This is a genomic window from Hydrogenophaga sp. L310 (assembly GCF_055703065.1).
On sequence record NZ_JBVPZA010000013.1, the window covers coordinates 25374 to 46762 of the forward strand.

The 21389-nt window shown below is 64.7% G+C and carries 18 protein-coding genes and 1 pseudogene; 8 read left to right on the top strand and 11 right to left on the bottom strand.

The features are described from left to right. Positions 1–104 precede the first annotated feature (104 nt). Both AC0GNO_RS18910 and AC0GNO_RS18915 read right to left on the bottom strand, forming a co-directional pair. Entirely contained in the window at positions 105–581 is a 477-nt protein-coding gene (locus AC0GNO_RS18910; protein ID WP_472905084.1) for a MarR family winged helix-turn-helix transcriptional regulator, read from the bottom strand. Next, positions 578–2962, bottom strand: coding sequence for a bifunctional salicylyl-CoA 5-hydroxylase/oxidoreductase (locus AC0GNO_RS18915; protein ID WP_472905085.1), 2385 nt, complete (start codon positions 2960–2962; stop codon positions 578–580). The genes AC0GNO_RS18910 and AC0GNO_RS18915 overlap by 4 nt, the downstream gene beginning before the upstream one ends. Before the next feature lie 123 nt (positions 2963–3085). Between AC0GNO_RS18915 and AC0GNO_RS18920 the strand changes: the two genes are divergently transcribed. After that, complete coding sequence (locus AC0GNO_RS18920; protein ID WP_472905086.1) at positions 3086–3412, top strand: DUF1840 domain-containing protein; 327 nt, start codon at positions 3086–3088, stop codon at positions 3410–3412. A gap of 50 nt (positions 3413–3462) precedes the next feature. Here AC0GNO_RS18920 and AC0GNO_RS18925 read toward each other — a convergent pair whose 3' ends face one another. The 9 genes from AC0GNO_RS18925 to AC0GNO_RS18965 form a co-directional block, all read right to left on the bottom strand. Then, positions 3463–3801 carry a hypothetical protein gene (locus tag AC0GNO_RS18925; protein WP_472905087.1) on the bottom strand — a complete coding sequence of 113 codons (339 nt, stop codon included), beginning with the start codon at positions 3799–3801 and terminating at the stop codon, positions 3463–3465. Positions 3802–3928: 127 nt separating this feature from the next. Continuing rightward, positions 3929–4912: a tripartite tricarboxylate transporter substrate-binding protein gene (locus AC0GNO_RS18930; protein WP_472886851.1), complete on the bottom strand. Its 984-nt coding sequence runs from the start codon at positions 4910–4912 to the stop codon at positions 3929–3931. A gap of 125 nt (positions 4913–5037) precedes the next feature. Further along, positions 5038–6285 (bottom strand): phenylacetate--CoA ligase family protein, encoded by a 1248-nt coding sequence (locus tag AC0GNO_RS18935; RefSeq protein WP_472905088.1) that lies wholly within the window; start codon positions 6283–6285, stop codon positions 5038–5040. Between the two features lie 124 nt (positions 6286–6409). Then, positions 6410–7219, bottom strand: coding sequence for an ABC transporter ATP-binding protein (locus tag AC0GNO_RS18940; RefSeq protein WP_226463709.1), 810 nt, complete (start codon positions 7217–7219; stop codon positions 6410–6412). Positions 7220–7441: 222 nt separating this feature from the next. Further along, a complete protein-coding gene (locus AC0GNO_RS18945; RefSeq protein WP_472886853.1) occupies positions 7442–8773 on the bottom strand; it encodes an ABC transporter substrate-binding protein in 1332 nt (443 codons plus the stop codon). A 143-nt stretch (positions 8774–8916) separates the two neighbouring features. Continuing rightward, positions 8917–9993: a branched-chain amino acid ABC transporter permease gene (locus AC0GNO_RS18950; RefSeq protein ID WP_472905089.1), complete on the bottom strand. Its 1077-nt coding sequence runs from the start codon at positions 9991–9993 to the stop codon at positions 8917–8919. An 11-nt stretch (positions 9994–10004) separates the two neighbouring features. Then, positions 10005–10934 carry a branched-chain amino acid ABC transporter permease gene (locus tag AC0GNO_RS18955; protein ID WP_472886855.1) on the bottom strand — a complete coding sequence of 310 codons (930 nt, stop codon included), beginning with the start codon at positions 10932–10934 and terminating at the stop codon, positions 10005–10007. A gap of 16 nt (positions 10935–10950) precedes the next feature. After that, complete coding sequence (locus AC0GNO_RS18960) at positions 10951–11736, bottom strand: ABC transporter ATP-binding protein (RefSeq protein ID WP_472905090.1); 786 nt, start codon at positions 11734–11736, stop codon at positions 10951–10953. Then, on the bottom strand, positions 11733–13679 hold the full coding sequence (locus tag AC0GNO_RS18965) for an AMP-dependent synthetase/ligase (RefSeq protein WP_472886857.1): 1947 nt from the start codon (positions 13677–13679) through the stop codon (positions 11733–11735). The genes AC0GNO_RS18960 and AC0GNO_RS18965 overlap by 4 nt, the downstream gene beginning before the upstream one ends. Positions 13680–13853: 174 nt before the next feature. On the opposite strand from AC0GNO_RS18965, the gene AC0GNO_RS18970 reads away from it, so the two are divergent. From AC0GNO_RS18970 to AC0GNO_RS19000, 7 genes and pseudogenes are all read left to right on the top strand, one after another. After that, the gene (locus tag AC0GNO_RS18970) at positions 13854–14594 is read left to right on the top strand and encodes a Crp/Fnr family transcriptional regulator (RefSeq protein ID WP_472905091.1); all 741 of its coding nucleotides are present in this window, start codon (positions 13854–13856) and stop codon (positions 14592–14594) included. Positions 14595–14638: 44 nt separating this feature from the next. After that, positions 14639–15898 (top strand): pseudouridine synthase, encoded by a 1260-nt coding sequence (locus tag AC0GNO_RS18975; RefSeq protein ID WP_472905092.1) that lies wholly within the window; start codon positions 14639–14641, stop codon positions 15896–15898. 365 nt (positions 15899–16263) lie between these two features. Continuing rightward, the gene (locus AC0GNO_RS18980; RefSeq protein ID WP_472905093.1) at positions 16264–16701 is read left to right on the top strand and encodes a hypothetical protein; all 438 of its coding nucleotides are present in this window, start codon (positions 16264–16266) and stop codon (positions 16699–16701) included. Positions 16702–16876: 175 nt separating this feature from the next. Continuing rightward, a pseudogene (locus AC0GNO_RS18985) lies at positions 16877–17035 on the top strand (alpha/beta hydrolase); the annotation flags it as partial. Between the two features lie 174 nt (positions 17036–17209). Further along, complete coding sequence (locus AC0GNO_RS18990; protein ID WP_472905135.1) at positions 17210–18088, top strand: esterase/lipase family protein; 879 nt, start codon at positions 17210–17212, stop codon at positions 18086–18088. A gap of 117 nt (positions 18089–18205) precedes the next feature. Next, positions 18206–20137: a molecular chaperone HtpG gene (gene htpG / locus AC0GNO_RS18995; protein WP_472905094.1), complete on the top strand. Its 1932-nt coding sequence runs from the start codon at positions 18206–18208 to the stop codon at positions 20135–20137. Positions 20138–20511: 374 nt separating this feature from the next. Then, on the top strand, positions 20512–21360 hold the full coding sequence (locus tag AC0GNO_RS19000) for a 2OG-Fe(II) oxygenase (RefSeq protein ID WP_472905095.1): 849 nt from the start codon (positions 20512–20514) through the stop codon (positions 21358–21360). Positions 21361–21389: the final 29 nt, after the last annotated feature.

Here is a 21389-nt window from a genome sequence, read left to right on the forward strand (position 1 = left end):
CATGTCGGGGCGGGTGTCTTGGCAAGGCGCACCACGGAACTGGCTTCGCCAGGCCGTAGGTGTGGTCCCCCCTTGGGGGGAAGACGCGAAGCGGCGCAGGGGGGTCATCCGATCTCCAACTGGTGTTGTTTGACCTTGCCCAGCAATTTGTGCAGCTGGTCGAGGTCGCGCGGCGAGAGGCCCTCGAAGGCCTCGACGATCCACTGTTCGTGCTGCGCGGCCATGTGCTCGAAGGCGCTGCGGCCCTCGGGCGTGAGCCGCACCAGGAACGCACGGCGGTCGCCCTCGACGCCCATGCGCTCCACCAGGCCCTCGGCCACCAGCTGGTCGGTGATGCCGGTGACGTTGCCGCCCGTGACCATGAGCCGGTGCGACAGCTCCTTCATTTTCAGTCCCTCGGGGTGGCGCTCCAGCTGGGCCATGAGGTCGAAGCGCGGCAGCGTGGTGTCGAACTGTTCGCGCAGCCCGGCGCGCACGCGCTTCTCGATCAGCTGCGAGCAGGTCAGCAGCCGCAGCCACAGCCGAAGCGACTGCGCGTGTTCGCTGTGGGCGCGGGCTTCGAGGTCGAGCGGAATGTTCATGCGGTTTCCTCGGGGGCGGCCTGGGCCGCCTGCAGGCTTTGCTGGCGCTCGATCTCGCGGTAGAGCTGGTCGCGCCCGCTTTCATACGGCCGCGGCCATTCAATGGCGCGGGTCTGCAGTTTGGCCGCTTCGTGCAGCGTCCAGGCCGGGTCGGCCAGGTGGGCCCGGGCCACGGCGCAGAGGTCGGCGCGGCCGGCGCCGATGATGCTGTTGGCGTGGTCGGCCTCGGTGATGGCGCCCACGGCCATGGTGAGGATGCCGGCTTCGTTGCGCACGCGGTCGGCGAACGGTGTCTGGTACATGCGGCCATAGACCGGCCTGGCCGCGCGCGTGGTCTGGCCCGAAGACACGTCGATCACGTCGCAGCCGGCGGCCTTGAACAGCCGGGCCATGGCCACCGCGTCGTCGGGCGTGTTGCCGCCGGGTGCCCAGTCGTGTGCCGAAATGCGCACGCTCATGGGCTTGTCGGCGGGCCATGCGGCGCGCACGGCGGCAAAGACTTCGAGCGGGTAGCGGCAGCGGTTGTCCAGCGAGCCACCGTAGTCGTCGGTGCGCTCATTGGTGAGCGGGCAGATGAAGGCCGAGAGCAGGTAGCCGTGGGCGCAGTGCAGTTCGAGCCAGTCGAAACCCGCGGCGGCGGCGCGCCGGGTGGACTCGACGAAGGCCGCCGTCATCGCGTCCATGTCGGCGCGGGTCATGGCGCTGGGCACCTGGTTCTGCGGACCGTAGGGCACGGCGCTGGCCGAGAGCAGCGGCCAGTTGCCGGCGGGCAGCGGTTCGTCGATCTGTTCCCAGCCGAGCTGGGTCGAACCCTTGGCACCGCTGTGGCCGAGCTGGAGACCGATCTTTGCGTTGCTGCTGTTGTGCACGAAATCCGCGATGCGTGCGAAGGCCGCCTGTTGTTCGTCGTTCCACAGGCCGGGGCAACCCGGGGTGATGCGGCCCTCGGGCGTCGGGCTGGTCATCTCCACCATCACCAGCGCCGCGCCGCCCAGAGCGCGCGCGCCCAAGTGCACCAGATGGTAGTCGCCGGCCACGCCGTCGGTGGCACTGTATTGCGCCATGGGCGAGACGACGATGCGGTTCTTCAGCGTCAGTCCGCGCACGGTCAGCGGCAGCAGCATGGGTGGCGTGGGATGGCGGCCGACGGTGGCACCAGGCCGCGCCTGGTGCTCCAGCCAGGCTTCGTAACCTTCGAGCCACTGCGGATCGCGCAGGCGCAGGTTTTCGTGGCTGATGCGCTGGCTGCGCGTGAGCAACGAGTAGGCGAACTGCTGGATGTCCATGCCGGTGTAGCGGTCCACGTTCTCGAACCACTCGGTGGAGTTTCGCGCCGCGTTCTGGATCTTCAGCACCTCCACGCTGCGGCGTGCCTCGTAGCCTTTCAGCACTTCCTCCATCGATTCGCTGCGCCCAGCCGCATCGCGGAATTCGTCGGCCAGGTCGATCGCGTCTTCCAGCGCGAGCTTGGTGCCGCTGCCGATGGAGAAGTGCGCGGTGTGTGCGGCGTCGCCCATGAGAACAATGGGTGTGTTTTTGCCTGCGATGTCCTGCCAGTGCACCCAGGTCTGGCAGATCACGCGGGGAAAGCGGATCCAGTTGGCCGAGCCGCGCAGGTGTTTGGCATTGCTGATCAGGGCATTGCCATCGAGGTATTTCGCGAACAGCTTTTCGCAGAAGGCCACACCGTCCTCCTGGCTCATGGTGTCGATACCGTGGGCCTGCCACACGTCTTCGGGCGTCTCGACGATGAAGGTCGAGGTTTGATCATCGAACTTGTAGGCATGCGCCTGGAACCAGCCGTGTTCGGTCTGTTCGAAGGCGAAGGTGAAGGCGTCAAAGGTCTTCTGGGTGCCGAGCCAGACGAAGCGGCATTTGCGGGTGTCGATGTCGGGCTGGTAGGTGGCCTCGTAGCGCGTGCGGATGCGGCTGTTCAGGCCGTCGCTGGCGATCACGAGGTCGGCGTTGTACTGCTGCGCGAGCGCCTGGTCGTCGGTCACGTCGGTCTCGAACACCAGGTCCACGCCCAGCGCCAGGCAACGCTCCTGCAGGATGTTGAGCAGACGCTTGCGGCCGATACCGATGAAGCCGTGGCCGGAGGAGCGCACGCGTCCGCCCTTGTAGAAGACTTCGATGTCGTCCCAGTGGTTGAAGGCGTCGGCCATCTGCTGCGCCGACTCCGGGTCGGCGCGACGCAGGTTCTGCAGCGTCTGGTCGGAGAACACCACGCCCCAGCCGAAGGTGTCGAACGGGCGGTTGCGTTCGACCACCGTGACGGTGAGCGAGGGGTCGCGCCGCTTCATGAGCAGGGCGAAATACAGGCCCGCGGGGCCACCACCGATGCACAGGATGCGCCGCAGCGCGGGGATTGAGGTGTTCATGTCTAATTAGTTTAGACCTGAATTAAATGCATCCAATCGGGAAAACCCGCATGTCCTTGATCCATACGGTGGCCGGTCATGGCCGATGATGCAAGAATGATCCATCAACCCAAGGAGGCGACCATGTCCCTGTACCGCTTTAAATCACGTGAAACCGGCGATCTTGTCATGCTGCAGCCGTATGGCAAACGCGTCCTGGAAATCCTGGGCAAAGACCCTTCGGGTCCCGGCATCTTGCAGCCCGATGAAATGGCCGCAGGGGTCCGGGCGCTGCACGACGCGATCGTGGCCGAAGAGGCCGAGCAGCAGCGGCTGAAGGACGAGGCCGTTGCCCAGGGCGAGTTGCCACCGGAATTTGAGTCGGTGAGCCTGCGCATGCGCTGCGCACCGTTCATCGAGATGCTCAAGCGCTGCGAGCAGGCCCGGGTGGACATCGTCTGGGGGGTGTGATTCCTCGCAGCGCCGATCCGTCTGGGAGGGGGAATCGACGGTTCGGGTCTTCAAGGGTGTGGCAGCTGCGACCGCAGAGGCAGGCCTGTCACGATGCCCAGCGCGCGTGCCGCCTCGTTGGCGTGGCTGACCACGCCGCAGGCCAGTGTGGACGCGGCCTGCCCGATGCAGGCGCTCGTGTGTGACACGGTGCAGGCGGCCAGCCCCTGCGCCTGCAGCAGCGCCAGGCCGGCAACGCCCGCCGCGTCTTTGCCCACGCCCGCATCGTTGAACACCGACAGCAGCGGTCGTACGGCCAGCGCATAGCGGGCCGAGTTCAAACCCCCATGCGAACCGCTCAAAACAATGCAGCCCGCGTCGGCGGGCTGCAGTTCGGTGATGGAGTCCACCACCCGGATCCGGAGGGGTGGTGGCTGCAAGGTCTTCACCCAGTGACACCCGGGATCGGGCTTTGCCCGTCCGGAGGTGTCGTCCCCTGGAGGGGCCGGCGCAGAGCGCCGCAGGGGTGGGTCACGTTCAGTCGGCGAACTGGCCGGCGGCGTCGATGGCGGTCTTGAGCTTGGTGATCTCGCCAGCGACAAAAGCCTTGTGGCCTGCGGGGGTCACGCGGGCGTCGTTCACGACCACGGCGCCCAGGGCCTCCTGCCGCTTGATGAACTCGGGGTCTTTCAGGGCGGCCTGCAGCGCGTCGTTGAGCTTCTTGGTCACGTCGGGCGGCGTGCCCTTCGGGGCGTACAAGGCGTGCCAGATGGTCAGGTTGAAGCCCTTGAGGCCCATCTCCTGCAGCGATGGATAGTCCTTGAGCAGCTTGTGGCCCGACAGCGACTTGGCCGTGGTGACGGCAAAAGCCTTGACGCGGCCGGCTTCGATCTGGCTCGTGGTGTTGGTGGTCTGGTCGCACATCACGTCGACCTGGCCGCCGATCAGGTCGTTCATGGCCGGGCCGGTGCCGCGGTAGGCGATCGTGGTCATGGACTTGTCGAGCTTGACGGCCGACTGCCACATCAGGCCACACAGGTGCGAAGCCGAACCCAGACCGGCGTGGGCCAGGTTGAGCTTGCCGCCGTTGGCCTTGATGTAGTTCTCGAAGTCGCGGTAGGTGTTGGCGGGCAGCTTGGGCGCGCCCAGCAGGGTCATGGGCACGTCGTTGATCATGCCCAGGTATTCAAAGTCTTCCAGCGGCTTGAACTGCTGCTTGCGGTACAGGCTGGTGGTGGCTGCCATGCCGATGTGCCAGACCAGCAGGGTGTGGCCGTCGGGCGTGGCGCGAGCGACCTTGGTGGCACCGATCGTGCCACCGGCTCCGGCGGCGTTCTCCACCACGATGTTGGCGCCACCCATGGGCTTGCGCAAGGCTTCGGCGAGGTGGCGGGCCACCAGATCGGTCGGGCCGCCGGCGGCGAAGGGCACCACCAGCGTGATGGGCTTGCTGGGGAAGGCCTGGGCAAAAGCACCGCTGGCAACAGCAGCGGTCAGCGCGAAGGCAAGCATCTTTTTCATCGTTACATCCTTGGGGTTGATCAACCCGATCATGGTAGCCCCGCAATACGGGCCGAAAATCGCGGAAAGTACTTAGCCTGGGCTCTGGGGTAAACCCGGGCTTTCCCCGAGGGAGGCACGGGTGTTCACTGGTAGCTGCGTGCGTCCTCGATCACTTTGCCGTCGTTGGGCAGGCTGCCCGGGCGCACCACCTGCACCTGGCCGCGCAGCTTGGTCACCTCGCGGATAGCGGCTTCCAGCTGCTCTCGCAGGCTGTCGTTCACCTCCACGGCTTCGACCTGCAGGCACATCTGGTCGTTGGCCATTTCACCGCTGACCACCAGCCGGGCTTTCTGAACCTGCGGAAAGCGGCGCGTGATCTCGGCCACCTGCGAGGGGTGCACAAACATGCCCTTGATCTTGGTGGTCTGGTCGGCGCGACCCATCCAGCCCTTGATGCGCGGCGCGGTGCGACCGGTGGGGCAGGTGCCGATCAAGATCGCCGACAGGTCGCCGGTGCCAAAACGGATCAGCGGGTAAGCCGGGTTGAGCGAAGTCACCACCAGCTCACCCACCTCGCCGTCGGACACGGGTGTGCCGGTGCCCGGGCGCACGATCTCCACGATCGCGCCTTCATCGAGCACCAGGCCTTCGCGTGCCTGCGTCTCGTAGGCCACCAGTCCCAGGTCGGCGGTGGCGTAGGTCTGGTACACGTCCACGCCCTGCTCCTTGAACCAGGCGGTCAGGCTCGGCGGGCAGGCTTCGCCGCCGACCGAGGCCTTGGTCAGGCTGCGGATGTCGAAGCCGCCTTCTTTGGCCTTTTCCAGCAGGATGCGCAGGAAGCTCGGTGTGCCGGTGTAGGCATCGGGCTTGAGGTCCACCATCGCTTCGAGCTGTTGCTCGGTCTGGCCGGTGCCGGCCGGGAACACGGTGCAGCCCACCGCGTGCGCGCCCGACTCCAGGATGAACGCGCCCGGTGTCATGTGGTAGCTGAAGCTGTTGTGCACCAGCTCGCCAGAGCGAAAGCCCGCGGCGAACAACGCGCGGCCCGCGCGCCAGTAATCCCGGGTGGCGCCTTCGGGTTCGTAGATCGGACCCGGCGACGCGAAGACCCGCGACATGGCCGGGCCCCGCACCAGCGCCGAGAAGCCGCCAAAAACGTCGTGCTGCCGCTTGGCCTTCTGGCGCTCCAGCAGCTCGCTCTTGCGCGTGACGGGAATGCGGGTGAGCGCGGCGCGGCTGTTGATGGCCGAGACGTCGATGTCGCGCAGGATGTCGGCGAACGCCGCGCTGTTCTGTTTGGCGTGGGCCAGCTGGCCGGGCAGTGCGGCCATCTGAGCGGCTTCACGCTGATCAGGGGAGCGTGTTTCCAGAGCGTCGAAGAAGTCGGTCATATCAAGAACCACAAAGATGAGAGTGAAGTGCCTTCAATCGAGGGCGCCGCGGAACCGGCTTTGCCGGACCGCCAGCGCCGCCCCCTTGAGGGGGTGACGCCGCAGGCGGCGCGGGGGTGGGTCATCAAGCGAGCCAACGCTTCCTGCGCTTGTAGCTCTTCACGTCCTTGAACGACTTGCGTTCGCCACCGCCCATGCCGAGGTAGAACTCTTTCACGTCTTCGTTGTTGCGCAGGTCCGAGGCCAGGCCGTCCATCACGATGCGGCCGCTTTCCATGATGTAGCCGTAGTCGGCGTACTTCAGCGCCATGTTGGTGTTCTGCTCGGCCAGCAGGAAGGTGACTTTTTCCTTGGTGTTGAGGTCCTTCACGATCTCGAACACCTCTTCCACGATCTGCGGCGCCAGACCCATCGAGGGTTCGTCCAGCAGCACCACGCTGGGGTTGGCCATCAGCGCGCGGCCGATGGCGCACATCTGTTGCTCGCCGCCCGAGGTGTAGGCCGCCTGCGAGGTGCGGCGTGTCTTCAGGCGCGGGAAGTAGTTGTAGACCTTCTCCAGGTTGCGCGCGATCTCGGCCTTGTCGGTGCGGGTGTACGAACCGGTCATCAGGTTTTCTTCGATCGTCAGGTGGGCGAAGCAGTGGCGCCCCTCCATCACCTGCACCACACCGCGGTTCACCAGATCGGCGGGCGTGAGGTTTTCAATGCGCTCGCCGCGCAGCTCCACGCTGCCCTTGGTGACCTCGCCGCGCTCGGCCTTGAGCAGGTTGGAGATGGCGCGCAGCGTGGTGGTCTTGCCCGCACCATTGCCACCGAGCAGCGCCGCGATCTTGCCTTCCGGCACGTTGAGCGACACGCCCTTGAGCACGAGGATCACGTGGTTGTAGATGACCTCGATGCCGTTGACGTTGAGAACGATGTTGGGAGTCGTCATGGTGTGTTCCTTGGGAGCCATTCACAAGACGCGGCATGCCGGTCTTGTGGATGGCGGCTGGCGAACCAGCCGCTATCACGTTTCAACCCATCCGCCGCGAGCGAAGTGATCCCATTCGCGGATGCCGCCGGTCCGGCTTTGCCGGACGGCTGGCATCGCCCCCTTGAGGGGGTCGCGCGGAGCGCGGCGGGGGTGGGTCAATCTCTGCGGCGGGGGGTGAACTTAGCTCTGACAGTCGGCGCCAGTGCGGCGAGTCAGCTTCTTCTCGGCGGCGTACTTGTCGGCGGCGGCCTTGACCATGGGCTTGATGATCTGTTCATCGGCCTGGTACCAGTCGCTGCTGAACTGCCACTTGCTGCCGTCCCAGGTGTGGATACGGGCCCAGTTGGCGCCCATGTGGTCCTGGCAGCTGGTGGAGATCGGACGCAGCACGCCCTTGAAGCCCAGCGCGTCGAGCTTGGCCTGCGTCAGGTTCAGGTTCTCGTAGCCCCAGCGAGCCTGCTCACCGGTGATGACCTTGCCTTTGCCGTACTTCTCCTGGGCCTGGCGCACGCCTTCGACGGCGAACATGGCGCTGAAGAGGCCGCGCATGTACAGCACGTCGCCCACTTCTTCCTTCGGACCGGTGCCCTGGCCTTTGGCGTGCAGCTTCTCCAGCACTTCCTTGACGACATCGGAGCCCTTCTCGGCGCCATGTTGCATGGTGATGGCGTTGTAGCCCTTGGCACCCATGCCGACGTCCTTCACATCGGGCTCAGCGCCGGCCCACCACACGCCATAGATCTTTTCGCGCGGGTAGCCGGTGGCCTGGGCTTCCTTGAGCAGGGTGGAGTTCATCACGCCCCAGCCCCAGTTGACCACGTAGTCCGGGCGGCTCTGGCGAATCTGCAGCCAGGTGGACTTCTGTTCCACACCCGGGTGTGTCACGGGCAGCAGGGTCAGCTTGTAGCCGTGCATGGCGGCCCGTTCCTGCAGGATGGGAATGGCTTCCTTGCCGAACGGGCTGTCGTGGTAGACCAGCGCAATGTGCTTGCCCTTGAGGTTGGCCACGCCGCCCAGCTTCTTGGCGATGTCCTGGATGATCACGTCGCCTGCCACCCAGTAGGTGCCGGCCAGCGGGAAGTTCCACTTGAACACGCCGCCGTCGGCCGATTCACTGCGGCCATAGCCGGCGGTGATCAGGGGGATCTTGTCGTTCGGGGCCTTCTCGGTCAGCGCGAAGGTGATGCCGGTGGACAGCGGCTGGAACACCGTGGCGCCCTTGCCTTTCAGACGCTCGTAGCACTCCACGCCGCGGTCGGTGGCGTAGCCGGTTTCGCACTCTTCGTACGACAGCTTCACGCCGTTGACGCCGCCGCGGGCGTTCACCAGCTTGAGGTAGTCCACATAGCCGTTGGCGAAGGGCACGCCGTTGGGCGCGTAGGCACCGGTGCGGTACACCAGCACCGGGAAAAACTGCTCTTTGGCCTGGGCCATGGCAGCGGTGGAGACCAGCGCACCGGAAAGGGCGGCACAGGCCATGGACACAGAGAGAGCAAGGTTACGCAGCTTCATTTCGTTTGTCTCCTAAGGAAAAACCAACACACAAAAAACCAACCCGAGGGCCTGTCAGTTCACTCCGCCCGCAGCGCTGGCGCATCGGGCTTTTCCCCATCGGGATTCACCCTGACACACCGCCCACCACGACCGTGCGGACATCAGTGCGGGAAAGGCCACAACCGCAACTTCTGTTTGCCGATACTCCAGAGCTTGGCCAGACCGTGGGGTTCCACGATCAGGAACCAGACGATCAGCGCGCCGAAGACCATGAACTCCGTGTGCGATATCCCGGCGGTGGAAATCTCCACGCCGAACAGCGCGCCCAGGGCGGGCAGGAACTGATTCAGGAAGATGGGCAGCACCACAATGAAGGCTGCGCCGAAGAAGCTGCCCATGATGGAACCCATGCCACCGATGATCACCATGAACAGCAGCTGGAACGAGCGGTCGATGGAGAACGCGGCAGGCTCCCACGAACTCAAGTGCACGAAGCCCCAGAGGCCTCCGGCCACGCCGATGATGAAAGAGCTGACGGCGAACGCGCTGAGCTTGGCGTACATCGGGCGAATGCCGATCACCGCGGCGGCCACGTCCATGTCGCGGATCGCCATCCACTCGCGACCGATGGCCGAGCGCACCAGGTTTTTCGCCAGCAGGCCGAACACCACCAGGAAGGCCAGGCAGAAGATGTATTTCTGCAAGGGCGTCTGGATCGAGAAGCCAAATACCTGCAGGTTGGACACCGAGACAGAGCCCGATGCGTTGTTGTTGGTGAACCAGCCGATGCGCAGGAAGGCCCAGTCGCAGAAGAACTGCGCCGCCAGCGTGGCCACCGCGAGGTAGAGCCCCTTCACCCGCAAGCTGGGGATGCCGAAGAACATGCCCACCAGCGTAGCGAAGAAGCCGCCCGAGAGCAGGGCGATGATCAGCGGCATGCCCTCGATGCGGATGTAGGTGTTGTAGGCCATGTAGGCGCCCACCGCCATGAAGGCGCCCGAGCCCAGCGAGATCTGCCCGCAATAGCCCACCAGAATGTTCACGCCCAGCGCGGCCAGCGCCAGGATCAGGAACGGGATCAGGATGGCTCGGAACATGTATTCGTCGGCCAGCAGCGGCACGCCGACGAAGGCGAACGCGATCAGGGCGAGGATGGCCCAGCGGTCCTGCGCGATCGGGAAGATCTGCTGGTCGGTGCGGTAGGAGGTCTTGAATTGACCGTTTTCACGATAGAACATGTTTTTCTTCCTTACACGCGGTCAATGATCTTTTCACCAAAGAGGCCCTGCGGCCGGAACAGCAGGAACACCAGCGCCAGCACATACGCAAACCAGATCTCGATGCCGCCACCCACATAGGGTCCGAGGTAGACCTCGGAGAGCTTCTCGCCCACACCGATGATCAGGCCGCCGATGATGGCGCCGGGCACCGAAGTCAGGCCGCCCAGGATGATCACGGGCAGGGCGCGCAGGGCCACGGTGGTGAGCGAAAACTGCACGCCCATCTTGGAGCCCCAGATGATCCCGGCCACCAGGGCCGTGATACCGGCCACGAACCAGACGATGACCCAGATGCGGTTGAGCGGGATGCCGATGGACTGCGCCGCCTGGTGGTCGTCGGCCACGGCGCGCAGCGCGCGGCCGGTGCTGGTCTTCTGGAAGAACAGCGACAGCACCACCACCAGCAAGGCCGCCACGCAGGCCGCATACACGTCTTCCAGGTTCACCAGCACGCCGCCTTCGAACATGCCTTCAAGCAGGAAGATGGGGTCCTTGGGCATGCCGACGTCGATCTGGTAGATGTCGCTGCCGAAGATGGTCTGGCCCAGGCCGTCGAGGAAGTAGGTGATGCCCAGCGTGGCCATCAGCAGCGTCACGCCTTCCTGGTTGACCAGGTGGCGCAGCACCAGCCGTTCGATCAGCCAGGCCAGCACGAACATGCAGGCCGCCGCGACGGCAAAGGCGAGCACGTTGCCGAGGAACTTGTTGTCCAAGCCCAGCCACTCGGGGATCCATTGCGAGAAGCGGGCCATGGCCAGCGCGGCGAACAGCACCATGGCGCCCTGCGCGAAGTTGAAAACGCCCGAAGCCTTGTAAATCAGCACGAAGCCGAGCGCCACCAGCGAATACAGCATGCCGGCCATCAATCCGCCCAGCAGTGTTTCAAGAAAGAATGCCATCTTGTTGTCTCCGTGTTCAGTGGCTCGTACCGAGGTACGCGCTGATGACTTCTTCGTTGTTGCGCACTTCGTCGGGTGTGCCATCACCGATCTTCTTGCCGTAGTCGAGCACCACCACGCGGTCGCTGATGTCCATCACCACGCCCATGTCGTGTTCGATCAGCACGATGGTGGTTCCGAACTCGTCGTTCACGTCGAGGATGAAACGGCTCATGTCCTGTTTCTCTTCCAGGTTCATGCCGGCCATGGGTTCGTCGAGCAGCAACACCTTCGGCTCCATCGCGAGGGCACGTCCCAGATCCACGCGCTTTTGCAGGCCGTAGGGCAGCTGGCCCACGGGGGTCTTGCGGAAGGCCTGAATTTCCAGGAAGTCGATGATGTGTTCGACGAACTCGCGGTGCTGCTCTTCTTCGCGCTGCGCCGGACCGATGCGCAGCGCCTGCAGGAAGAGGTTGCTCTTGATGCGCAGGTTGCGGCCGGTCATGATGTTGTCGATCACGCTCATGCCCTTGAACAGCGCCAGGTTCTGGAAGGTGCGCGCGATGCCCATCTCGGCCACCTGCCGGCTGTTCATGTGCTTGAAGGTCTGGCCGCGGAAGCTGATGCTGCCTTCCTGTGGCTGGTACACGCCGTTGATGCAGTTGAGCATGGAGCTCTTGCCGGCGCCGTTGGGTCCGATGATGGCGCGCACCTCGTGCTCCTTCACGTTGAAGGAAATGTCGGTCAGCGCCTTCACGCCGCCGAAGCGCAGGCTGATGTTCTGGACGTCGAGGATGACGTCGCCTATCTTTTTCTGGCTCATGCTGCGGCTTTCACGGGTGCAAACGTCTTGGCATCGCGCACCTGGAGCGTGGCGCTCACGCTGCCGGTGCGACCGTCTTCAAACTTCACCTGGGTTTCGATGTACTGCTCGGTCTTGCCGCTGTACAGGGCGTCGATCAGCACGCTGTATTTGTCGGCGATGAAGCCGCGGCGGACCTTGTTGGTGCGGGTCAGTTCGCCGTCGTCGGCGTCCAGTTCCTTGTGCAGCACCAGGAAGCGGCTGATCTGGCTGCCGGCCAGCAGTTCGTCGCGGCTCAGGTCGGCGTTGACCTTTTCCACGCACTCGCGGATCAGCTCGTACACCTCGGGCTTCTGGGCCAGGTCGGTGTAGCCGGCGTAGGGCAGGTTGCGGCGCTCGGCCCAGTTGCCCACGGCCTCGAAGTCGATGTTGACCATCACGCAGACCTGGTCGCGCTGGTCGCCATAGGCCACGACTTCCTTGATCTGCGAGAAGAACTTGAGCTTGTTCTCCACGTACTTGGGCGCGAACATGGCGCCGTCGTTGGCGCCGCCCTTGATGCGGCCGACGTCTTTCACGCGGTCGATGATCTTCAGGTGGCCCGAGGCGTCGATGAAGCCCGCGTCGCTGGTGTGGTACCAGCCGTCGGCGCTGAGCACCTCGGCCGTGGCCGCCGGGTTCTTGTAGTACTCCTTGAGCAGGCCGGGCGACTTCACCAGGATCTCGCCGGTGTCGCTGAGCTTGATCTCCACACCCTCGCAGGGCACGCCCACGGTGTCGGCGCGCGCTTCGTGGTCGGGCTGCAGGCAGACGAACACGGCGGTCTCGGTGGAGCCGTAGAGCTGCTTGAGGTTGATGCCGATGGAGCGGTAGAAGCTGAACAGATCGGGACCGATGGCTTCTCCGGCCGTGTAGGCCACACGCACGCGGGACAGGCCCAGGCTGTTGCGCAACGGGCCGTACACAAAGAGGTTGCCCAGCGCGTACTTGAGGCCGTCCATGAAGCCGATGGACTTGCCGTCCATCCTGGTCGGGCCGACGCGGCGCGCCACGTCCATGAAGGCGTGGAACATTTTGCGTTTTAGCGTGCCCGCGTCTTCCATGCGGATCATCACGGTGGTGAGCAGGCCCTCGAACACGCGCGGCGGTGCGAAGTAATACGTCGGGCCGACTTCTTTCAGGTCGATGGTCACGGTGGCGCCCGATTCCGGGCAGTTCACCACGTAGCCCGCCACCAGCCACTGCGCATAGCTGAAGATGTTCTGCCCGATCCACGCGGGCGGCAGGTAGGCCAGCACCTCGTCGTTTTCGGTCAGCTTGTCGAACCGGGCGCCCACGGCGGCGCGGTCGATCAGCGTGTTGTGGGTGTGCACCACGCCCTTGGGGTTGCCGGTGGTGCCGGAGGTGAAGAACATCGCGGCCACGTCGTCGGGCTGCGCCATCTCCACCTGTTCGATGAACAGCTGGGTGTGGATCTTCGCAAACGCCTGACCCGCGCCGATCAGTTCTTCCAGCGCGCCCAGGCCGGGCTGGTCGTAGTTGCGCAGGCCGCGCGGATCGTCGTAGTAGATGTGCGAGAGCTGCGGGCAGCGGTCGCGGATTTCGAGCATCTTGTCAACCTGCTCCTGGTCTTCCACCACCGCGAAGCGCACATCGGCGTTGTTGATCGGGAACACGCATTCGGCGCCCACCGCGTCCTGGTAGAGCGGCACGGGAATAGCGCCCAGCGACTGCGCGGCCAGCATCGTGGCGTAGAGCCGGGGGCGGTTGGCGCCGATCACCACCATGTGTTCGCCGCGCTGCAGGCCGGCCTGGTGCAGGCCGCAGGCCACCGCTTCCACCAGCTGCGCCATGTCGGCCCAGGTGGTGGTTTGCCAGATGCCGTATTCCTTCTCGCGCATGGCCGCCGCTGTGGGGCGGCTTTTCGCGTGTTCCAGCAAGAGCCGGGGGAAAGTCGTTTGCATGGACAGGTCTCCAGATGCGGTGCGGGCGGGGGTGTTGGTCTGGGTTCGTTCAGACACACCCGTTCAAATCATTCTGGTGCGGATGGTAGGCACATGTTTGACGTTATGTTGTCCGTGCGACGACAATTGAAGGGTCTGCCCTCCTAGGACTTTCCCTAGTTCGTTGTACTGGCCATGAGCAACTCCACCCCCAGCCGGACCGGATCCCAGTTGCGGGAGCGCGCCCGCGCGCCGACCGTGCAGGAGTTGTCGCAAATTCCCTGGCTGCAGGCCTTGAGCGAAGGCGAGCGAGCGCGGGCCGAAGACGCGCTGGTCGTGAGCGTGGCGCAGTCTGGCGAATTCATCTGCCGCATCGGTCGGCCTGTCACTTACTGGTTCGGTCTGGTCGATGGCCTGCTCAAGATGAGCAACGACGAATCGCAGGGCCCGGTGATCACTTTCACCGGCGTGGCGCCCGGGGGCTGGTTCGGCGAAGGCACCGTGCTCAAGCACGAGCAGTACCGCTACAACATCCAGGCCCTGCGCAAGAGCCGCGTGGCCGGCCTGCCGGTGCAGACCTTCGACTGGCTGCTCGACCACTCGCTCGGCTTCAACCGCTTCGTCATGCACCAGCTCAACGAACGGCTCGGCCAGTTCATCGCTGCGCGCGAGATCGACCGCATCAACAACCCCGACCTGCGCGTCGCGCGCAACCTCGCCGCGCTGTTCCATCCGCTGCTCTCGCCCAACGTGGGCGCTGTCCTGCGCATCACCCAGCAAGAGCTCGCCTACCTGGTCGGCCTGTCGCGCCAGCGGGTGAATGAAGCGCTGGCGACGTTGTCGGAAAAAGGCTGGATACGGGTCGAATACGGGGGGCTGCGGGTGCTGGATTTGCAGGCGCTGCGCTCGGGGGCGCTGGATGCGCCGACCGACTGACGGGCTGCGTGTCCTGCGGGGTCGTGATCTGGGATGATCCCCCCATGACCACCGACAAAAAGCCCAGCACGCTCAAGCTCAACCCGGGCACCGCGAAGAAGACCGCGTCTGACCCGTTCGCGCCGCGCCGCGCCCCGGTGCGCCCGCCCGGCCCGGCCCGCGCCAAGAGCGTTTCGGCCTCCGCGCCCAAGCCGCCGCGTGAACCCTCTCCGGGCTTCGGCGCCAAGCGATCTGGCCCCGAAGGCGAACGCGCCGAGCGCCCGCGCTACGGCGCTGACCGCCCGGGCAGCGACCGGCCCACGGGCCCTCGCCCCACCGGTGACCGCCCGCGCTCCGGCCCCGGAGCCGGCCCGCGCGGTGACGACCGCGGCTGGAGCGAGCGCCCGGCGCCGCGCCGCGCCGATCCGCGCGACGCGCCTTACGGCACTGGCGACCGTCCGCAACGTGCGCCCTCCGCCGCACCGCGTCCGGCGCAACCCCACCGGCCCGACCTCGCCCGCGTCGGCAATGTGCGCGGTGAAATCCGCCTCAACAAACGCATGGCCGACCTCGGCCTGTGTTCCCGCCGCGAGGCCGACGAATGGATCGCGCGCGGCTGGGTGCTGGTCAACGGCGAACCCGCCGTCATGGGCATGCCCGTGGCGCCCGACGCCAAAGTAGAAGTGCTGCCGCAGGCGCGTCACCAGCAGGCGGGCCAAGTCACCATCCTGCTGCACAAGCCCATGGGCTACGTGAGCGGCCAGCCCGAAGATGGTCACGAAGCCGCCGCCACGCTGATCGGCGCGCCCAGCCAGTGGCGCGGCGACGCCCGCCACCCGGCGGACGGCCGCCGCTTCGCCCCCGAACACACCCGCGGCCTCGCGCCCTGCGGCCGGCTCGACATCGACTCTGTCGGCCTGCTCGTGCTTACGCAGGACGGCCGCATCGCGCGCCAGCTCATCGGCGAGAACAGCGGCATCGAAAAGGAATACCTGGTGCGCGTGCACTACGCGCCCAACGGCCCGCACGGCGCGGGCGTGGTCACGCAAGACGTGCAGGCCGTCTTCCCGGCGGACAAACTCGCCCTGCTGCGCCACGGCCTGAGCCTGGACGACCAGCCCTTGAAGCCCGCCCAGGTGGACTGGATGAACCCCGAGCAGCTGCGCTTCATCCTCAAGGAAGGCAAGAAGCGCCAGATCCGCCGCATGTGCGAACAGGTCGGCCTTCACGTGGTGGGGCTCAAACGCATCCGCATCGGCAATGTGGCGCTGGGCAATCTGCCGGTGGGGCAGTGGCGGTATCTGGGGGCGGGGGAGGGGTTTTGATCTATGACACAAATCAGTAGGTCCGGCGTCTATTTGGTGACTCGCACATTTTGTTGAATTGTAAGGAGCGTTTCGTGGGGATAATTGATCAAACAACTCATTTGCTTAATTGCTCAAGGTGCAAATCAATCGAGTCGGTGTCTATTTTTCAACATGGATCGGCATATGGGGGATCTTGGCAGGCTGGAAAGTCGATGGAGAAATTCACTATCGACTGGGGGCCTGTCGATTCACTAGCTGAGCCCAAAATTGTTTCTGCTAAATGCAACGGATGCGGCCAAATCCCGAAGATCACTACGTCTTAATGCAGTGTTGTTTTGATTCCGTTGAGTGCGCGCTGTTGTAGCGTTTCCAAGGATTGAGCTATGGCCTGGGTTGCCTTTGGTGAAATGAAGTATTGGGTTGGTGTCCATCCAAAGCTTGGCCTTCTATTGTTGCCTCCGAAGAGAATTCATGAATTTGAAAAGAGAGAGCACGTTGATCTCTATATTGTCGATCAAAAAAGGTTTTCGACTTTTCAAGCTAAGACTGCGCGGGATCGAATTGATGGAAAGGTGCCGGAGTCCGAGGCTGTTGATGCCGTACAAGCTTATTTGTCCTCCCTTCATTCTAAAAAGAACAATTTTCCAGAAGGTGATAGTCCATTGCTCAGCTATAGCCGTTCTGAAACGTTAAGGGAGACGAATTGTTATCAATGCAAATGCCACTTGAGTAGTCAATTGAATTTTGTTTGTAGCGGTTGCGCTTGGATCGTTTGCCCTATTTGTGGTGCCTGTGGATGCGGGTACACAAAAATAGAATGAATGCATTGGAGGCGCAAACTCAGGTCAAAAACACCCCTTGAAATGCTCCCAGAGAACATAGAGCGTTGCCCCCATCGCCGCCAGCCCACCCCGGCCACAATGCCCCATGACCGCCCCCACCCCCCCCAACACCCCCAAACGCGCCGTGTTGCGACATGTGCGCCCATCGGACCTGAAGGCCGCGGCGCAGCTGATCATGCAGGCGACGCAGGGCGCGATCAACATCACTGAGGGGGTGCACCAGTCGGTGCGACGGCGGCTGGGATCGTCGAACGGAGCTTCCACTGAGCAGGCCGGTGGACTGACCGGGCAGGTGTACCAGGCGGTGCGCGGTGTGACCCGGCTGGTGGGCCGCGGCACGGACACCGTGCTGGGCCTGTTGCTGCCGCTGCTGGACGACCCTGCCACGCACCCCGAGGCATCGCCTGGGCGTGAAGCGGTGCTGGCGGCGCTGAACGGCGTGGTGGGCGACAAGCTGCTGGCCATGGACAACCCGCTGGCGCAGCCGATGGAGCTGCGCTTTGATGGCGCGCCGTTGTCGCTGGGCGGGGCCGAGGCGCTGGCCGCTTCGCTGGGCACGGCGACGGGTCCGCACCTGCTCCTGCTGGCCCATGGCCTGTGCATGAGCGACACGCAATGGCGCCGCAGCGGCCACGATCATGGTGAGTTTCTGGCGCAGGCGCTGGACTGTACGCCGGTGTACCTGCGCTACAACTCGGGGCTGCACACTTCCACCAACGGGCACCAGCTGGCGTTGTTGATGGAACGGCTGGTGGCGGCCTGGCCGTTGCCGCTGGCGCGCATCACCATCGTGGGCCACAGCATGGGCGGGCTGGTGGCGCGCTCCGCGGTGCAGGCCGCGCGCGAGGCGGGCCAACGCTGGCCGGGGCTGCTGCGTGAACTGGTGTTTCTGGGCACCCCGCACCACGGCGCCCCGCTGGAGCGTGCGGGCCACGGGGTGGACTTGCTGCTGGCTTCGTCGACGCACACGGCGCCGTTCGCCCGGCTGGGCAAGATCCGCAGCGCCGGCATCACCGACCTGCGGCACGGCCATGTGCTGGACGCGGACTGGCAGGGACGCGACCGGTTCGAATCGCCTGACGACCATCGCGTGCCGCTGCCGCTGCCCGAGGGCGTGGCCTGCTACGCCGTGGCCGGCACGCTGGTCGGCCAGCGCGGCCTGCTGGCCGACCGCCTCATGGGTGACGGCCTGGTGCCGCTCAACAGCGCGCTCGGACAACACGAACAAGCGGAACGCCGGCTGGTGTTTGCGCGCGGCAGCCAGTTCATCGCCTACCGCACCGGACACCTGGACCTGCTCTCCAGCACCGAGGTGGCGGCGCAGGTGCTGGCCTGGCTGCGCCCGGTGCCGCCCACAGAAGACTGAGCCTCGCGGCCGCCGTGGACCGCCCGGGGCTTGAAAAACCCCGCCCCGCCCATAATTCAGCCCAGCGTGAGCGCTTCTCCAGGGCGCGTCTGTGTTTTTCAAACCCCCTCAAGACCCATGAGCAAACAAACCCTGTCTTTCCAGGCCGAGGTGGCGCAGCTGCTGCACCTCGTCACCCATTCGCTGTATTCCAACCCCGAGATCTTCCTGCGCGAGCTGGTGTCCAACGCGTCGGACGCCTGCGACAAGCTGCGTTTTGAAGGCCTGAACAACGCCGCGCTGTTCGAGGACGCGCCGAACCTCGACGTCCGCGTGGCCTTCGACAAGGAAGCCAAGACCATCACCATCACCGACAACGGCATCGGCATGAGCCAGGCCGAAGCGGTGGAGCATCTGGGCACCATCGCCAAGAGCGGCACCAAGGACTTCATGAGCCACCTGAGTGGCGACCAGAAGAAGGATGCCCAGCTGATCGGCCAGTTTGGCGTGGGCTTCTATTCGGGCTTCATCGTGGCCGACAGGATCACGGTCGAATCGCGCCGTGCCGGTCTGCCAGCGGCCGAAGGCGTGCGCTGGACCAGCGGCGGCACGGGCGAGTTCGAGGTGGAGGCCATCGAGCGCGCTGCGCGCGGCACCACCATCACGCTGCACCTGCGCGACGATGCGCACGAGTACCTGAGCCACTGGAAACTCAAGTCGCTGATCACCAAGTACTCCGACCACATCAGCCTGCCGATCCTGATGCAGAAGGAAGAGTGGGACGCCGAGAAGAGCGAATACGTGCAGCAGGCCGAGTGGGAGGCGGTCAACTCGGCCAACGCGCTGTGGGCGCGCAGCAAGAAAGAGATCTCCGACGAGCAGTACGCCGAGTTCTACAAGAACATCAGCTACGACCAGGAAGCCCCACTGGCCTGGAGCCACAACCGCGTCGAAGGCGCCACCGAATACACGCAGCTGCTCTACATCCCGGCCAAGGCGCCGATGGACCTGTGGAACCGCGACCGCAAGGCCGGCATCAAGCTCTACGTCAAGCGCGTCTTCATCATGGACGAGGCCGAAGCCCTGATGCCTTCGTACCTGCGCTGGGTCAAGGGGGTGGTCGATTCGGCCGACCTGCCGCTCAACGTGAGCCGCGAGCTGCTGCAGGAAAGTCGCGACGTGAAGGCGATCCGCGAAGGCAACACGCGCCGCGTGCTGGCCATGCTGGAAGACCTGGCGAAGAAGGACCAGCTGCCCGCCGAAAGCGCTGACGGCGTGACCGACGTGGTGTCGGACGAAGACAAGGCGCAGGCGGGCAAGTACTCGGCCTTCTACGCCGAGTTCGGCGCCGTGCTGAAAGAAGGCCTGGGCGAGGATTTCGCCAACCGCGAGAAGATCGCCAAGCTGCTGCGTTTTGCCAGCACCACCAGCGACGCGGTGAGCGTGAGCCTGGCGGACTACAAGGCGCGCATGAAAGAAGGCCAGGCCGCGATCTACTACATCACCGCCGACAGCCTCGCCGCCGCCAGGAACAGCCCCCAGCTCGAAGTGTTCAAGAAAAAGGGCATCGAGGTGCTGCTGATGGCCGACCGCGTGGACGAATGGGCCGTGTCGCACCTGCACGAGTTCGACGGCACGCCGCTGCAGAGCGTGGCCAAGGGCGCGGTTGATCTGGGCTCGCTGCAGGACGAGGAAGAAAAGAAAGCCGCCGAAGCCGCGGCCGAAAGCTTCAAGCCGGTGCTGGAGAAGCTGAAGGAAGCGCTGAAGGACAAGGCCCAGGATGTGCGCGTGACCACGCGCCTGGTCGATTCCGCGGCCTGTCTGGTGGTGGGCGAGGGCGACCTCTCCAACCAGCTCGCCCGCATGCTCAAGGCCGCGGGCCAGCAGGCGCCGACCAGCCAGCCCATCCTGGAAGTGAACGCCGAGCACCCGCTGGTGAAGAAGCTGGAAGGCAGCGCGCACTTCGACGACCTGGCCCACATCCTGTTCGATCAGGCGCTGCTGGCCGAGGGCGGCCTGCCGGAAGACCCGGCCGCCTACGTGAAGCGGGTGAACGCGCTGCTGGCCTGAGTCTCGCCTTCAACGAAAACCCACCAGCACGGCCCCTTGCTGGTGGGTGGGCGTCCGGCGTCACCGGATGCTCTGACGCAACATTCCCGACGACTGTTCAAGGCCCCCATGTACGCGACGGTGCTCTCGCCGTGCCGTTCTTTCGGGCTGTCCTTCAAAGCGCAAGCCGCCGCTACCTGTGCCCCTCTTGATCTTGGTCAAGTGCATGCTGCTGGGGTGGGTGCTCAAATCCAAAGTTGAGCACTTATTCATTCATTTTGGCGTGGACTGGCTCGCTGTCACCCAGCTGTTCGGCAGCCTCTAACCCCATCGTCCGTGAGGAGCACCTGTTTGAACGAAGTGCGTTGTGTTTGTTCTTTTCAGGAGTTCTGAGCATGCAGCAGTGCGACTTTGGTGACCGTTTCATTTTTGATGACCCCAGGTACGAAGCCCTGGCCGCCGAAGGCGCCGCCAAATACCGGTTGGGCACACCGTTCAACCACATGGCTTTCGACAACTTCCTGCCACTGGATGTGGCCGAAGCCATGCTCGCCGAATTCCCCAAGGCGCAGGACATCGAGTGGCACAACTACAACCGTCCGGCCGAGCAGAAACTGGTCTGTGTGGACGAGACCAAGTTCGGCCCCGTCACGCGCAGCATGCTGTACCAGTTCAACTCCGCGCCTTTCCTGCGTTTCCTGGAAAAGGTCACGGGCATTGACAACATGATCTCTGACCCATCGATGCGTGGCGGTGGCCTGCACCAGACCCCCAAGGGTGGCCTTCTCAAGCTGCACGCCGACTTCAACAAGCACGATGCCAACTTCCTCGACCGCCGCATCAACGTCATCTTCTACATGAACAAGAACTGGAAGGAAGCGTACGGCGGCAGTCTGGAGCTGTGGGACCAGGCGGTGACGAAATGCGAGGTCAAGATCCTGCCCATCTTCAACCGCCTGGCGATCTTCTCGCCGACCAGCAAGACGTTTCACGGCCACCCCGACCCGCTGACCTGCCCCGATGGCGACTCGCGCAAGTCGCTCGCACTTTTCTATTACACCAACGGCCGGCCCGCCAACGAGACCAACCAGTCCCACACGACGATCTTCGCTGAGCGGCCGCACGAAAGCATCGGTGGCATGCGCTGGCGCATCTCTCAGGACTACATGCCCCCGGTGCTGTTCCGGGCGATGCGCCGCTTCCGGGAACGCCATCTGGCCAACACGATCCAGAAGCGCGGCTGACACAGCCCGCCCATTGGCATGGCCCATGC